The organism is Winogradskyella sp. (assembly GCF_028282165.1).
Classification (GTDB): domain Bacteria; phylum Bacteroidota; class Bacteroidia; order Flavobacteriales; family Flavobacteriaceae; genus Winogradskyella.
This window is the reverse complement of record NZ_JANQIM010000011.1, coordinates 119,822-132,947: the sequence shown is the minus strand read 5'-3', so window position 1 is coordinate 132,947 and position 13,126 is coordinate 119,822. Positions and strand designations below refer to the sequence as shown.

At 32.8% G+C, this 13,126-nt stretch carries 17 protein-coding genes and 1 pseudogene; 10 read left to right on the top strand and 8 right to left on the bottom strand.

Annotated elements, in window-relative coordinates; translation table 11 throughout:
- Positions 1-4 precede the first annotated feature (4 nt).
- The 3 genes and pseudogenes from Q0972_RS05470 to Q0972_RS05460 all read right to left on the bottom strand — a co-directional run.
- Positions 5-346 (bottom strand): rhodanese-like domain-containing protein, encoded by a 342-nt coding sequence (locus Q0972_RS05470; protein ID WP_299363578.1) that lies wholly within the window; start codon positions 344-346, stop codon positions 5-7.
- A gap of 122 nt (positions 347-468) precedes the next feature.
- Positions 469-1,101 (bottom strand): Crp/Fnr family transcriptional regulator, encoded by a 633-nt coding sequence (locus Q0972_RS05465; protein ID WP_299363576.1) that lies wholly within the window; start codon positions 1,099-1,101, stop codon positions 469-471.
- Positions 1,102-1,442: 341 nt separating this feature from the next.
- Positions 1,443-1,646 (bottom strand): annotated as a pseudogene (locus tag Q0972_RS05460) (single-stranded DNA-binding protein); the annotation flags it as partial.
- Between the two features lie 367 nt (positions 1,647-2,013).
- Between Q0972_RS05460 and Q0972_RS05455 the strand changes: the two are divergent.
- From Q0972_RS05455 to Q0972_RS05445, 3 genes are read left to right on the top strand one after another with little or no spacing between them, the layout of a single operon-like run.
- Positions 2,014-2,394: a BlaI/MecI/CopY family transcriptional regulator gene (locus Q0972_RS05455; protein ID WP_299363574.1), complete on the top strand. Its 381-nt coding sequence runs from the start codon at positions 2,014-2,016 to the stop codon at positions 2,392-2,394.
- Positions 2,385-3,698 (top strand): M56 family metallopeptidase, encoded by a 1,314-nt coding sequence (locus Q0972_RS05450; RefSeq protein WP_299363573.1) that lies wholly within the window; start codon positions 2,385-2,387, stop codon positions 3,696-3,698. The genes Q0972_RS05455 and Q0972_RS05450 overlap by 10 nt, the downstream gene beginning before the upstream one ends.
- On the top strand, positions 3,695-5,053 hold the full coding sequence (locus tag Q0972_RS05445; protein ID WP_299363571.1) for a TlpA disulfide reductase family protein: 1,359 nt from the start codon (positions 3,695-3,697) through the stop codon (positions 5,051-5,053). Before Q0972_RS05450 ends, Q0972_RS05445 begins: the two co-directional genes overlap by 4 nt.
- A 348-nt stretch (positions 5,054-5,401) precedes the next feature.
- On the opposite strand, the gene Q0972_RS05440 is transcribed toward Q0972_RS05445, so the two are convergent.
- Together Q0972_RS05440 and Q0972_RS05435 are read right to left on the bottom strand one after the other, a co-directional pair.
- Positions 5,402-5,734 carry a single-stranded DNA-binding protein gene (locus Q0972_RS05440; RefSeq protein WP_299363569.1) on the bottom strand — a complete coding sequence of 111 codons (333 nt, stop codon included), beginning with the start codon at positions 5,732-5,734 and terminating at the stop codon, positions 5,402-5,404.
- 832 nt (positions 5,735-6,566) lie between these two features.
- Complete coding sequence (locus tag Q0972_RS05435) at positions 6,567-6,833, bottom strand: hypothetical protein (protein WP_299363567.1); 267 nt, start codon at positions 6,831-6,833, stop codon at positions 6,567-6,569.
- A gap of 628 nt (positions 6,834-7,461) precedes the next feature.
- Here Q0972_RS05435 and Q0972_RS05430 point away from each other — a divergent pair.
- On the top strand, positions 7,462-8,601 hold the full coding sequence (locus Q0972_RS05430; protein WP_299363565.1) for an alpha/beta hydrolase-fold protein: 1,140 nt from the start codon (positions 7,462-7,464) through the stop codon (positions 8,599-8,601).
- A 94-nt stretch (positions 8,602-8,695) separates the two neighbouring features.
- On the opposite strand, the gene Q0972_RS05425 is transcribed toward Q0972_RS05430, so the two are convergent.
- Positions 8,696-9,055 (bottom strand): helix-turn-helix domain-containing protein, encoded by a 360-nt coding sequence (locus Q0972_RS05425; protein WP_299363564.1) that lies wholly within the window; start codon positions 9,053-9,055, stop codon positions 8,696-8,698.
- A gap of 100 nt (positions 9,056-9,155) precedes the next feature.
- Between Q0972_RS05425 and Q0972_RS05420 the strand changes: the two genes are divergently transcribed.
- Entirely contained in the window at positions 9,156-9,539 is a 384-nt protein-coding gene (locus Q0972_RS05420; protein ID WP_299363563.1) for a DoxX family protein, read from the top strand.
- A 133-nt stretch (positions 9,540-9,672) separates the two neighbouring features.
- Here the strand turns inward: Q0972_RS05420 and Q0972_RS05415 are convergent, their stop codons facing one another.
- Positions 9,673-9,897 (bottom strand): helix-turn-helix transcriptional regulator, encoded by a 225-nt coding sequence (locus Q0972_RS05415; protein ID WP_299363561.1) that lies wholly within the window; start codon positions 9,895-9,897, stop codon positions 9,673-9,675.
- On the opposite strand from Q0972_RS05415, the gene Q0972_RS17910 reads away from it, so the two are divergent.
- From Q0972_RS17910 to Q0972_RS05395, 5 genes are all read left to right on the top strand, one after another.
- Positions 9,890-10,057: a SymE family type I addiction module toxin gene (locus tag Q0972_RS17910; protein ID WP_367182392.1), complete on the top strand. Its 168-nt coding sequence runs from the start codon at positions 9,890-9,892 to the stop codon at positions 10,055-10,057. The two genes, Q0972_RS05415 and Q0972_RS17910, sit on opposite strands and share 8 nt — an antisense overlap.
- 189 nt (positions 10,058-10,246) lie before the next feature.
- Entirely contained in the window at positions 10,247-10,624 is a 378-nt protein-coding gene (locus Q0972_RS05410; RefSeq protein WP_299363559.1) for a DUF1801 domain-containing protein, read from the top strand.
- 423 nt (positions 10,625-11,047) lie between these two features.
- A complete protein-coding gene (locus tag Q0972_RS05405) occupies positions 11,048-11,662 on the top strand; it encodes a spermidine synthase (RefSeq protein WP_299363558.1) in 615 nt (204 codons plus the stop codon).
- Positions 11,663-11,697: 35 nt separating this feature from the next.
- A complete protein-coding gene (locus tag Q0972_RS05400; protein WP_299363556.1) occupies positions 11,698-12,219 on the top strand; it encodes a DinB family protein in 522 nt (173 codons plus the stop codon).
- Positions 12,220-12,224: 5 nt separating this feature from the next.
- The gene (locus Q0972_RS05395) at positions 12,225-12,575 is read left to right on the top strand and encodes a hypothetical protein (protein WP_299363640.1); all 351 of its coding nucleotides are present in this window, start codon (positions 12,225-12,227) and stop codon (positions 12,573-12,575) included.
- On the opposite strand, the gene Q0972_RS05390 is transcribed toward Q0972_RS05395, so the two are convergent.
- Positions 12,572-13,054, bottom strand: a complete 483-nt coding sequence (locus tag Q0972_RS05390) for a CBS domain-containing protein (protein WP_299363554.1) — start codon at positions 13,052-13,054, stop codon at positions 12,572-12,574. The two genes, Q0972_RS05395 and Q0972_RS05390, sit on opposite strands and share 4 nt — an antisense overlap.
- Between the last annotated feature and the right edge of the window lie 72 nt (positions 13,055-13,126).

The following is a 13,126-nucleotide window of genomic DNA, read 5'->3' as shown; positions in this document are numbered from 1 at the left end:
TATCTTAGCTCCAAGATGAATATCCCCCTCGAAGATCATAGATTTCTTGAAAACCCATTTCTAAAATCATTTTAGCTGCTTTTTGACTTCTATTTCCTGAATGACAGTAGAGAAACACAGGTCTACTTTTGTCTAGTTTTTTTAAAGCATCTACAAAGGTCAAGCGATTAAAAAAATCAATGTTTACTGCTTTTTCAATATGTCCAGAATTATATTCTCGGGATGTTCTAACATCAATGAGTTGAATATCTTTCTCATTGATTGCAGATTTAAATTCTTCAGAAGTTAGAATTTTTATATTGTTAGTCTCTTTTGTTTGTGATCCAAAAATTTTAAGAAGCGTCATAATAAATTAAGTTTGATTTGTCTCAAAAATAATATGCATTGGCTTCTTAGGCAGTAACATAGGTTACATATTATTGGGGTGAAACTATAAGCCGACAGTCTATTATTATCCTTTTCAAAGTATTATAAATTAAGGACCTTTATATAATTTCTGTGAAGATCAACATGACCTAGTCGTTCTAGTTTTTTCAATAATCTAGAAATAACCACTCTTGATGAGTTTAAATCGTAAGCTATTTCTTGATGAGTATTTTTGATGATGTCGTTTTTGACAATTCTTCTTTTTTCTTTGATGTAATCGAGTAAACGCTGATCCATTGCATTAAATGCTATACTATCCAAAGTATGGAGTAATTCATTGAGTCTATTGTGATAGCTTTCAAAAACAAAATTTCTCCAACTTTTGTATTTAGCAATCCATAATTCCATTTTTTGAATAGGGACTAATACAATTTTAGTGTCCATTTCTGCAATTGCTCGTATTTCACTTTTAGTATTTCCCATACAACAAGTCATCGTCATTGAGCAGGTGTCCCCTCTTTCTAAATAGTATAGTAGTAGTTCCCCATCATCGCTATCCTCTCGTAATATTTTTATGGCACCCGATATTAAGAGTGGCATTCCTCTTAAATATTCCCCAATATCAATCAATTTATGTCCCTCATTTACTTCTTTGAAGATTCCAACCTCGATTATTTCATTAATTAGAGTCTCTTCAAAATGTTGTCTATAACTCGTTTTAAATTCTTCTATCATTTGCTTGTGTTTTGTCAATGCCTAAAATCAATTAGTACAATTATGCTATTGCGAATTAGTTCAGAAAATTTCAAAACATCCGTAGTATTTAATATTTAGTACATTGATTAGAATATTACTGACCAAATAAAGTATGTTTAATAGCTTAAATACTAGGTTCATTAAAGCTTTAATTGATTTGGCTAAATTAAAACCTATAGTTGTCAATATTAGTAACTTCTGTTACAGAGAATGATTAAGTTTTCTATGTTAAGGGGACTTGAAAAATTTTACTTTAAGGGGGTTTCAATAGTTTAGGCAGGCTAGAAACCTGCCTAATTTTAATTCAAAATATAGCGATATTATTTACTCAACATTAGTAGCTCATTACAAACCACTTCGGTAGTATAGCGCTTTATGCCATCTTTATCCTCCCACGACCTAGTGGTGAGTTTCCCTCCTATGGCCACTTCCTTGCCTTTTGTAATAAATTTTTCTACAATCTCAGCTGTTTTGCCCCAAGCTACAATATTGTGTATTGACTTGTAGTTTACTTTTTCGCCTCGCTCTAAAACATGTGCCACTCTGTACAAAATCATTAGATAGGCAAACCCTTAATTCAGAATCAAATTCTCTAGCAAAAGTGAGGTCGTTGGAACCAATGAAACACTAGATGTTCCTAAATAAGTTTTTTGGACAGTACTTAATTTGGCACCAAACTGTATTTAATTAAAAATTTAATGCCCAATACCGCCGAAGCTTTTACCATTTTTCCGCATCCAAGAAAAGAATATTGGTAACCCTATCCCGATATTGAACTCATTTGATTCTTGTTTTTAGAACCTTATAAGACAAAAAAATATTTTTTTTGGAATTTTACTACATATGTAGTATGTTTGTTCTACTACACTTGTAGTATTAATTGTAAATAAAATGAAAATAGACACTTTACAACTAGAAGTAATGCAAATTATTTGGGAAAATCCAGATATTACGGTTACGGAGATTCAATCCATTTTTAAAAAACGTAATCGTCATCTTGCAATTACCACAATAGGCACAATTTTAAGAAGGCTAGAGAGCAAAGGCGCGGTTACTCACAAATCCCTTGGAAAAAAGTACATCTATAGTGCTCTGATCGACGAATTGAAAGTTAAAAGATCGATGCTCTCTAAAATTACGGATCAATTTTATAAAGGTAAAAGTTTTGATATTGTAAATCACTTAATCGATGAAGACATGTTAACCTCCGAGGAAATTGATCTATTACAAAAAAAAATCATAATGCTTAAAAAACAAGGAAAATGGAAATAATAGCTGGAGACTTTTGTCTATTAATTTTAACCTATTTGGTACATAGTACCATAATATATTTTGTTATAGTCCAGACTGTAATCAAGTATTCAAAGAATAAATCTAGAAATGAGATCTTTTTGTTATTGGCACTATTTCTTCCAATCTTAACCACAGCTTTTCAGTATTTCTTTCAGCACGAATTAATTAATGTCAATAATTTTGTATATGAACGGTTTCCAAATCATATAACTGAGAGTAACTTACAAAGCCATACGGCACAAAAGGTTAATACGATTAATTTGTCCTATATAATAGCACCTATTTGGTTATTGATAAGTCTTTTTTGGTTCTCGAGATTATATGTTAAACGAAGAACCTTTTTTCTGAAAATCAAAAATTTTAATTGTAAAAATGACGAAGGCCTTGTTTCAATTTTATTAGAAGTAAAATCTAAACTGAAAATAAGAAGATCCATAAAAATAGTGCGCAATAAGTACATCTCAAACCCGTTTGCAACCGGTCTTAATAAGATATTTATTCCCGAAAACCTAAATGAGCTTTTAGACAAAAAGCAATTAAAAAATGTAATAAGCCATGAATTGGCCCACTTAAAACGTTTTGACCCTCAGAAAGCCATGGTATACAATCTCTTAAAATGCTGTTTGTTTTTTCAACCCTTAGTTTTCATTATAACAAAAAAGCTACATCATCTTTCTGAAAATCTATGCGATGAATATGCTGTAAAGGTAACGCAATCTAAATCATCCCTGATAGAGTCTTTTCTTATTATCGCTTCGCAGATAAACGAAAAGAGAGTGTCAGAGTTGGTATTAAATATCGATAATTCTGATTTGGGAAATAGAATTAATCATATTTTGGGCATTACAAACATTAAGCCAAATAAAAACAGAAGACGAGACATCGTAATAAGCATATTGGCTATTCCATTATTTTCTTTTCTCTTACCATCCATGCAACATCCAAATGGTTTGGCAACCGATGATTTAACAGGCAATTTGTCTCAATCCGAGGCTGCAACAGAAGCTGTAACTGTTATTAATACTAAAAACAAAACCAGTAACCCTGTCCCTTCTCAAGATAGCATCTCCTCTGTGAAAAAGAGTTCTAAACCAAAGAATAGCAATACGGATAAAAAACGCTTTTTACCGTCTTTAAAAACCAGTTCTAATGACAAACCCAAGGTAAAAGTTATAATTATTAACAATGAACGCTATTATTATCTTGAAAAAAATGGCAAAAGAACATATTATAATAGCAATGGCGATTTAGTTGATAAAAATGGAAAACCTCTAAAAAAATGAAAATACAAAAACTACTTGCACCGGTTTTTATAATTATACTCTTAGCCTTATTTTCTTGCAGATCTGATTCGCAATTTAAGGATAATGAAATTATTGAGTTGCCGTTTGGTTTCACTAAAGGCTTTGGAAGCTATAACCCCTATGATGCATACAACCCTAGGCACGGAAGATTGTTCCTTAGGGAAATAAGCAACAGGAGTCCATGGTACAATACTATAATTACTACAACCGGAATTCCCGATACATGGGACAATGCCATAGTTTTGCGCATTCTTTTAAATCCACATCAGTTTGCATTTCAAAACTTTAATGAAGGTAAGATAGATAGTGTTTTCTTTGATCAACTCAAGGTGATGTGGAAGATCGACTCGGAAAACTCTAACACTTTTTATGACGAAAACCTAAAATGTTTTGTCCATATCGCCATAAATAAATCCGATGGAAATCAATTAGAATATATACTTGATGCGGATAATGATTTGGATTTCTCCAATAACCCAACAATGAAACCCATTAAATTGGTTGATTGGCAACAACAAAAAGATATTGACCCTAGTTATATTCATGAAGTAGAGTATCAATATGCAAAAACTGACAAAATCAAAGAAACAACAGTTCCCATGCTATTCTTCATTGACCAAAAAGGGCGGTTGTCGTACACAATCCATGAGCATGCAGAGGCTAAGCTTTTGGGCAAAAAAATCTCAATTAACTCCGGCTTTATCAATCTAACGTACAAGAATGCCACAATAGATATATTTGATACTGATGATAATCTAGGTTCTGAAAAGAACAAAAATGTCCATAAAAATCAATTTTTAAAAGTAGACAGCCAAGTTTTTCAATTCTTGGAAGTAGATCCCGTAGATCAAATATTACGATTAAGGAAAATGCCAAAAGATACACTTTTGTACTCAAATCAGGTTGGATTTTACGCTAATCCTATTGTGGAAAAAGAATTCGGCACCAATAACGATATCCGCTTATCCGATTACAGAGGTAAGTACGTTTTTATAGACTTTTGGGGAACTTGGTGCAAGCCCTGTCTTGAGGATATCCCAAATTTAGAAAAAGCATTTTTAAGTTCGGAAAGGTCCGAGATCGAATTTTTAGGGATCGCAGAAGACAGGCCCGATGCGCTTGCCAAATTCTTGAAAAAAAAAGGTCTCCTTTGGCCTATCATTATTTCTAACCCTAAAAACAAAATAGTAGATACATATAGAATTCAAGGATTTCCATCCTCAGTGCTTATCGATAAGGAGGGTATAATTATAGCAAAGAACCTTAGAGGAAAGGAATTATTGGACAAGATAAAACAACTAAATCTAAAGATAAAAAACAAGATGAGCTATTAATGCTTGAAATTTTTAAAAAATCACATCCATTTATATTCAACACTTATAGTGTTTTAATTATATTTAACCTATAACCACTTGGTTTTCAAAATCTTAAAATTGGCGTAAGGACTCTGTTCGCCCTGATTATATCAACTATAGTTGCCTTAAGTATCTATAAAGTTTCTGAAAAGCTATTTCCAAAAAAGAAATTCGGATTCGCTTTCTTTGGCAATAGTAATACTGCAATTAATAAAGTCTCAGAGTTAGAAGATTATTTGATGACGGGAACAAAAAAATAGTCTCTGTTAAGGGTTTTTATCATAATATGAATATTTCAAAAAAAACTGCCATATGGCAGTTTTCTTTTTATTTCCCCAACATCAAAAGTTCATTTACCATTACTTCTGTGGTGTAACGTTTAATTCCATCTTTATCTTCCCAAGTGCGCGTGGTGAGTTTTCCTTCTATGGCCACTTCCTTGCCTTTTGTAATAAATTTTTCTATAATCTCAGCTGTTTTGCCCCAAGCCACAATGTTGTGCCATTGGGTATCGGTGACACGTTCGCCTTGTGCATTTTTATAGCTCTCATTGGTTGCTATAGAAAATCTTGCCAAGGTTTTGCCCGATTCTAAATTAATGATTTCTGGGTCATTACCTAGGTTGCCAATCAACTGTACTTTGTTTCTTAATGTGTTCATGTGTTTTAAATTTTAATGCCTGCCTTTGTCGGCAGACAGGTTAAACAGTTAATACTATATCCTGTCCCGATAACTGTGGGATGCTTCAGGATCTTTTAAGTGATGTCAAATTTTAATAACATTAGACTGTATACAATGCAACTACTAATTCGACATGGCAAAGATGCAAAGGCCTACAAATGTTAGTCGGTAGTTACTCGTTTAAATTCGTTTGTAAATGTTTGTAGTCGTTTGCAATCGGATATAGTCTTGGTTAAAAGGGAACTATATATAAGTTTATACCAATAAGTATAGTTTGGGATATGGGATTATCCATTTTTTTTGAAGTACGTAAGCCAATCGATTCAAGTAATGCAGTACCACTAATTCGGTAAAGCTATTTGGGCTCTTGCCGACCATCCAAGGTCTAACTAAACTATTGCAGTCAATGAACTTGTTAATTCATTCCCAATTCGTCTAATATTGAGAACTCCTCTACCATCAGTAAATAATAGAATGATGGTCTTTGTTGTTTGAGGCTTTATATTTTGGTTTTTCTTCTGTCTTGCCTGGACTACACATAAAACAGCTACATGGCTTTCCAGTTGTTCTTAAAGCATGTTGAACTGTGCCTGTAAGATTGTAGTTCTTCAAACGCTTTTTGTATTTATAATACCCTTTTAGCCGTCGCTCTAATTTATTCATGAATCTAGCCTTCCTTTTTATCCTCTTTCGGTCGAGGAACGGATACCTTTAGAACGTCGTCCAAAGTGCCTTTTATCTTTAAGCTATCGTCTTTCTCGACTGGCTTTTTGTCTTTTTTACTCATAACACAAATTTACATAATAAATGACTAACCAAATATAGACCAGCCAAACCAAGAAACTATAAGTGCAATGATAATTGAAGGTATTGCAAATATAAATTGCGGTGTAATATTGTCGTCATCTCCAACGTAGGGATTGAAAAGATGTAAAGTATATACTAAGCCAATAAAACATGATATTACAATAGGAACTAACTTGCTTGTACCCATAATACCCATAGATAGCCCCATAAAGAAAGAAATTGCAGCTATTTCTATATATCTATTTAAAAAATCCTTTGGTTGTGGAGCCATGCATAAAAATAATAATTATCAATGATAAAAACGGCTTACTATTATTCAGCCGTTAATAACTTACATGGCAGAGTGCTCTCGCTATCCACCAAAAACTTTTCAAAACGCTGTTGGCTATCCAATGAACGCGTATTGAAACGTGCGCTATATTCATCCAAATAACGTTCCAAGTGCTTATCGCTAACTTGGTGGTAAATTCCGGCATCTATACACAACAAGACACAAGTAAAAATGGTATTCAATAAAGTATAGTGAATTTAGAAAAGCAATATTTGAAATTAATTTCTTCAAAAAAAGAATAACCTTTAACTTTTAAAGATCGGTTTATTCATATTAATAATGCTTTAAGGCTTATAAACTATACATTTAGCAATAATTATTCGTTAATCAATAAAGTAGGATTTTTTGAAGTTTTCCCCAAAAACATAATCTGATGATATTTTACAACAATATCTCGGTGATTAGTCCATTAACAATGCTTACGTATTGTTATTTTGAAAATACTCAATCATTGATGCAATGATCTAGTCTGGGTAAAGGTCTGCTACAAGCCGAATTTAGAATAAGGATAAGCAAAGTAAGATTTAATCTTTAGTCACTAATTAAACAATCTAAATAGCAAAAAACAATGAAGGCAACAGTTAAACATTATCTACTGCTACTAGTCCTTGTATTATGCAGTGGTAAGGTATGTGGGCAGAATCCTGTTTCAGAAAATATCAAAGTGACCACTATTCATTCCGAAATCCTTAATCAAGATCGCGAAATTCTAATTTTTTCAACAAAGGGGAATATCGACGATACTAACGATTTCCCTACAATATATCTACTCGATGGCAGGGAAAATTTCTTGTTAGTAGTAGGATTGATTTCAAATTTGGTTAGAGCTGATGTATTGCCAGACCTCAACTTGGTAGGAATTAATAATTATGATTATGATCGTGAATATGACTTTTCTACAAAGTCGTTAGAAGAGGTCCACTTTAAGACGGGTGGTGCCTCGAATTTTCAAAAATTCATTAGTGATGAACTTTTTCCATATATCTCCACTTCTAAAACCTCTAGCACATACAAACTCTTGATAGGACATTCTTTTGGTGGAAGCTTTGGATTAAACATGCTACTTGAAAATCCAAAAAGTTTTTCGTCTGCCATTCTTGTTGATCCAAGTGTTTGGTGGAATGATAGTGAAGTGATTAAAAGATTAAAAAACAATCCAAAAATTATTGATCAAGTTCCTGTTTATTATTCACGCTCTGGCAAAGACTCATTAAGTCTTAAACTTTTTGATTCACTTGAAAAAGTATCTGGAAGTAAAAATTCCATTTTCGACAGATACCCTATGGAAAATCATATAAGCGTGTTACCCTATTCAATAATCAAAGGGTTAAAGTATGTATTTGGTCCCTTTATCCATTTGGAGAGTCTCTACAATGATTTTGATTTTAATGAGATTAAAAAAACAATCCGTGAAGTAAACCGTCAATACAACACAAATATTCTTCCAAGGGTTCGACCTATTGCATCGGCAGCCAGAAACTTAACTAGAGAAGCGAAATACGATGATGCCATTTCTATGCTGAGCTATTTAGAAGAATTACATCCAAAAGACATTATGGTACTCAATTTTTTAGCTGAGGCTTATGAAAAAAGCGGAGATATAGAAAAGGCAAAGGACACTTACAATAGATCATTAAAAATAGCCAAAATGAAAAAATCTCCTATGGTGAGATGGATCGAGAAAAGATTGGCAAAAATAGATAACTAGAGCTATTCAATACGTTAAGTAAGAGGGTATTATAAGGTTATCAACTGTTGGTTAAAACGACTAAAAATGTTTAAGTCGTTCCGTTTTCTATGAATCAAGCACCAGCCTTTTTACGAATTTCTTTCCGATGGGCAAGTCCCCAATCAGCAAGATTGCTAATAACAGGCACAAGATTTTCGCAATACTCAGTCAATTCGTACCGTACCGATATTGGCCTTGTATCTAAAACAATTCTTCTTATAAGTAAGTTAGTTTCCATCTCTTTTAACTCTCTACTCAACATCTTTCCAGAAATCCCTTCTACAACATCTAGCAAATCAGAATAGCGCTTGCCACCAAAATAAAGTGCCACTAAAATATGCATCTTCCATTTTCCTCCTAATACATACATTGTATAAGCAATTGCACGAACCTTGTACATGCAAGCCTTTATTTCTTCCTTGTCTTCTGCCATAATAAGTCACTTAGTTACCTTAATGTTACTATTACTTTTTGTTACTTAATGACAAAAGTATATAAATACTGTAGATATTTGTATAAACAAAACATTAAAAATGAAAACATCAAATAAAACAATTTACTGGATTTTTACGATCTTATTATCTGCTTTGATGATTACATCGGTTGTTAGGTATATATTAGACTTAGAAACATTTAAATCGAATTTCGAGACATTAGGGTACAACGGCCGAATTGTAATTCCTCTTGCAATTGCCAAAATACTAGGCCTGATAGCCATAATAAGCAATAGAATTAAATTTCTTAAAGAATGGGCTTATGCCGGATTTTTTTTCAACTTTCTACTAGCCTTAGAATCGCACATAGCACTTAACGATGGGTATTTTCTCGGACCTATTATAGCACTCACCTTACTAATAGGTTCTTATGTCTTTTACCACAAAGTATATATCAATAAGATTAACCAACGGACTGAATAGTAATATCGCTGTTCTCGCTTACCCTTTGGTAGGAAGGGATCACTTCTGGGAATATCTATGGGATTTCTTCCCTTACCAAAAAAGTCTATTAGTAAAGAGGTGCCGATAGCACTTTAAGTCAGAAGACTATGAATCAAACTATTTTCAAAAGCTCTTCAATAGAAATATCTAATCCATTAGCTATTTTCATTAATGTAAGTAAACGCGGATTGGTTCTTCCATTTTCAATCATGTACAATTGAGTTCTACCAATCTCACAGTCAAAAGCAAAGGACTTTTGATCAATCCCCTTTTCTTCTCTTAATTGCTTGATTTTAGCACCTAATTTTTGAAAATATTTTAATTCTTTCGTGTTCACTATACCGAATATCTATAAATTATTCACATCTCGTATTCGGAATAATGAACACGCCGTACCCGCAATTAGACTTGAAGGAAATTGGCTAAGAGAACTAGGATTTGACATCGGAAAAGAAATTGAAGTCAAACAACAAAAAATAAACTCACCATTACATTAGCGGATATAAGAAAAGAGAACTAATTTCGTCAAACATTCTATATTGCTCATTATTCGAAAATTCCCATCCTAAACTTAAGATTCAGTTTTTATTGGCGAAATTTCTTTCGTTTCCGAAAAGACCTCTACGACTTATTTGCTAACTTAGTGCAAACGCAATACATCATATTCCAAACCACTTACTAAAAAAATGACCGAAGTTGAAGACCTAATATATCAATTTAACCATACCCAAAGAGAAATAATATTGTTTTTTCATAAGATGCTAACAACAGATTTTCTACTAACAGCTAAGATAACTTTCAAAAACCCTTGCTATTACAAAAACAGTTGGATTTGCTATTTAAAACCTATAGAGAATGAAAAGGTTGAACTAGCATTTATGAGAGGTAACGAATTATCAAACAGTCAAGGTATTTTAAAAAGCAACGGACGAAAACAACTAAGAAGTATCGAGATTTCTGATCTAAAACAAGCACCATTAGACCTTATAAAAGACATCTTAAATGAAGCTATATTTTTAGACGAAACAAAACCTTACGCATCTAAACGCAAACAAAAAAAATAACACTATAACCAACAAAACCCTTAAAAAAGGTTCTGTTCTCACAGATTCAAAGTTTTGTTTGTCTTTAAAAAGTAAAGCACAAGATCTTTACGGTTTATACTTACATTTTTAAACAGCTTCAAAATATCTTTTTAAATGCACAAAAAAACTTAAAGTAGAAAAAAAGCACCCATAATGGGTGCTATTGATCATTTGTTATTAATAGGGGGATTAAAAGTCAAACAAGAAATAAAAGTAAAAAGTAAATCCCTTAATTACTATTTACGTTGTAAATGTAAGAAAAATATTAATATATTTTGTAGCTTTCCATAAATTATCTTAAGAATTAAAATTTAGATATAGACAGAAAAGAATGTATTAGAACTAAATAGCTAAATCGGAAACAAAGTGAAACCTACGCAGCTTCTTAGCTACATCTATCCCATGACTAAAACAATAGCGTCTAAATACAGTGGTATCTTAGAGATAACATGGCATAACGGTAAAAAATATCTCAATTCAAAAAACGCTAACTATAGTTATGGGTCGCTCCAGAAAATCTTAAAATTCGGAATTGAACAAACAAAATTAAAAAAGGTTAACTCCATTCTTATTTTGGGCATGGGAGGCGGTAGTGTTGTTGAAACCCTAAGAAAAGACTTTAAGTACAACAAATCTATTACCGCAATAGAGATTGATCCCGTAATCGTTGATATAGCCAGTACTGAATTTGGGATTTCAGAAGACGAACATCTACACATTCATTGTACGGATGCCTATAGTTTTGTTAAGACAAACAAAGAGCAATATGACTTAATTATTGTAGATGTATTTATTGATTTGTCAGTACCTGACCAATTTTTGTCAGAAACATTTTGGGACTTTTTACTCCGCTTAAAGTCCTCAAGAGGAGATATCATTTTTAATGCAGCAGTTAAGGACTCTAAAAATGAAAACATTCAGCAACTTATCGGGTATCTCAAAACAAAGATTTACAAGGTCGATGTTTATGAAAACGTAAACGACACCAACACCCTTATTATCTTAAAGTCGCTGTAAATGTTTCTAAACTTATATTTTGTACCTTGTATTTTATGAAGTATAATCTTACAGATGCTCTAGAAGTTTTAGAACAGACCCCAAGAACCCTGAAGTCTTTTTTAGGGCATTTATCAGACCAATGGCTCTACAATAACGAAGGTGAAGATACCTGGAGCCCTTACGATATCGTTGGCCATCTTATCCATGGTGAAAAAACGGATTGGATTCCTAGACTAAAAGTTATATTGGGTAATTCTAAAAACAAAACCTTTACGCCTTTTAACAGGTTTGCGCAATTTGAAAACTCTAAAGGAAAATCCATGGCACAATTACTCGATGAGTTTAGCGCTCTAAGACAAGTCAACCTCCAGACGCTAAAAGCACTAAATTTATCTAAAACACAGCTACAGCTTAAAGGTATACACCCAGAGTTGGGAGAAGTCAACCTATCGCAACTGTTAGCTACCTGGGTCACTCACGATCTAGCACACATAGCACAAATAAGTCGTGTTATGGCCAAGCAATACAAAACCGAGGTTGGTCCTTGGATGGCCTATATTTCAATCCTTAATTAATTATGATGCAAAGACAATGTCCAGAATGCGGTGATAGAATTATAGGCAGGATCGATAAAAAATTCTGTAGTGATGGCTGTAGAAACACCTACAATAATCGCATTAATAAAGACTCCAAAAATCTTATAAGGAATATAAATAACCGCTTACGAAAAAATTATAGGATTTTAGAAGCTTTGAATCCTAGCAAAAAGATTAAATGTTCTAGAGCTAGATTAATTGAAAAGGGATTCGATTTCAATTACTTTACTAGTATCTACACGACTAAAACAGGTAACACTTACTATTTTATTTATGACCAAGGATACCTACCATTAGAAGGTGATTATTATGCTTTGGTAAAACGAGATGATTAACCTTTGGTCTTGCTATTCCAGTTGACGCCTTTTAGCTGTAAAGCAGCTTTTAAAATATCTTTTTGGCTTATCTGGCCTACCAGTTTACCTTTTTCTACAATAGGGAAACGCCTTCTTTTGGAATTAAGAAACTTATTTGCAGCATCAAAGACATCCATATTACCATCTATAGTTTCAACGTTTCTTGCCATACGTTTTTCTACATTATCGTGCTCTAATGGCATATTATAGTAACGACTTTCACTAAGTTGTTTTAAGCAATCCCCTTCAGAGATTATCCCTACCAATTCTTGCTTTTCATTAACCACTGGCCCACCAGAAATCTTATATTTTATTAACGACTCAACGACTTCCTGTACAGATTGATCTGGTCTAAACGTTATAAGATTAGTTGTCATATAGTCTTTTACTTTTAGTGCTATTGGTTGCGCAGTGTTTTGTTGTTGCTTTCGCGACCCTTGAAAACTTTTTATTCCCATAACGTTTATTTTTTAGAGTGAATTTTAAAGTTACTGAAAATTAATTGTTTAGCAAAATGAAAGTCTCTTAAG

Coding starts and splice junctions, on each gene's coding strand:
- Q0972_RS05420 (WP_299363563.1), top strand. CDS start 9,156: ATGAAAACATCAAATAAAACAATTTACTGGATTTTTACGATCTTATTA.
- Q0972_RS05410 (WP_299363559.1), top strand. CDS start 10,247: ATGACCGAAGTTGAAGACCTAATATATCAATTTAACCATACCCAAAGA.
- Q0972_RS05445 (WP_299363571.1), top strand. CDS start 3,695: ATGAAAATACAAAAACTACTTGCACCGGTTTTTATAATTATACTCTTA.
- Q0972_RS05405 (WP_299363558.1), top strand. CDS start 11,048: ATGACTAAAACAATAGCGTCTAAATACAGTGGTATCTTAGAGATAACA.
- Q0972_RS05440 (WP_299363569.1), bottom strand. CDS start 5,734: ATGAACACATTAAGAAACAAAGTACAGTTGATTGGCAACCTAGGTAAT.
- Q0972_RS05455 (WP_299363574.1), top strand. CDS start 2,014: ATGAAAATAGACACTTTACAACTAGAAGTAATGCAAATTATTTGGGAA.
- Q0972_RS05465 (WP_299363576.1), bottom strand. CDS start 1,101: ATGATAGAAGAATTTAAAACGAGTTATAGACAACATTTTGAAGAGACT.
- Q0972_RS05435 (WP_299363567.1), bottom strand. CDS start 6,833: ATGGCTCCACAACCAAAGGATTTTTTAAATAGATATATAGAAATAGCT.
- Q0972_RS05390 (WP_299363554.1), bottom strand. CDS start 13,054: ATGGGAATAAAAAGTTTTCAAGGGTCGCGAAAGCAACAACAAAACACT.
- Q0972_RS05395 (WP_299363640.1), top strand. CDS start 12,225: ATGCAAAGACAATGTCCAGAATGCGGTGATAGAATTATAGGCAGGATC.
- Q0972_RS05400 (WP_299363556.1), top strand. CDS start 11,698: ATGAAGTATAATCTTACAGATGCTCTAGAAGTTTTAGAACAGACCCCA.
- Q0972_RS05470 (WP_299363578.1), bottom strand. CDS start 346: ATGACGCTTCTTAAAATTTTTGGATCACAAACAAAAGAGACTAACAAT.
- Q0972_RS05450 (WP_299363573.1), top strand. CDS start 2,385: ATGGAAATAATAGCTGGAGACTTTTGTCTATTAATTTTAACCTATTTG.
- Q0972_RS05430 (WP_299363565.1), top strand. CDS start 7,462: ATGAAGGCAACAGTTAAACATTATCTACTGCTACTAGTCCTTGTATTA.
- Q0972_RS05425 (WP_299363564.1), bottom strand. CDS start 9,055: ATGGCAGAAGACAAGGAAGAAATAAAGGCTTGCATGTACAAGGTTCGT.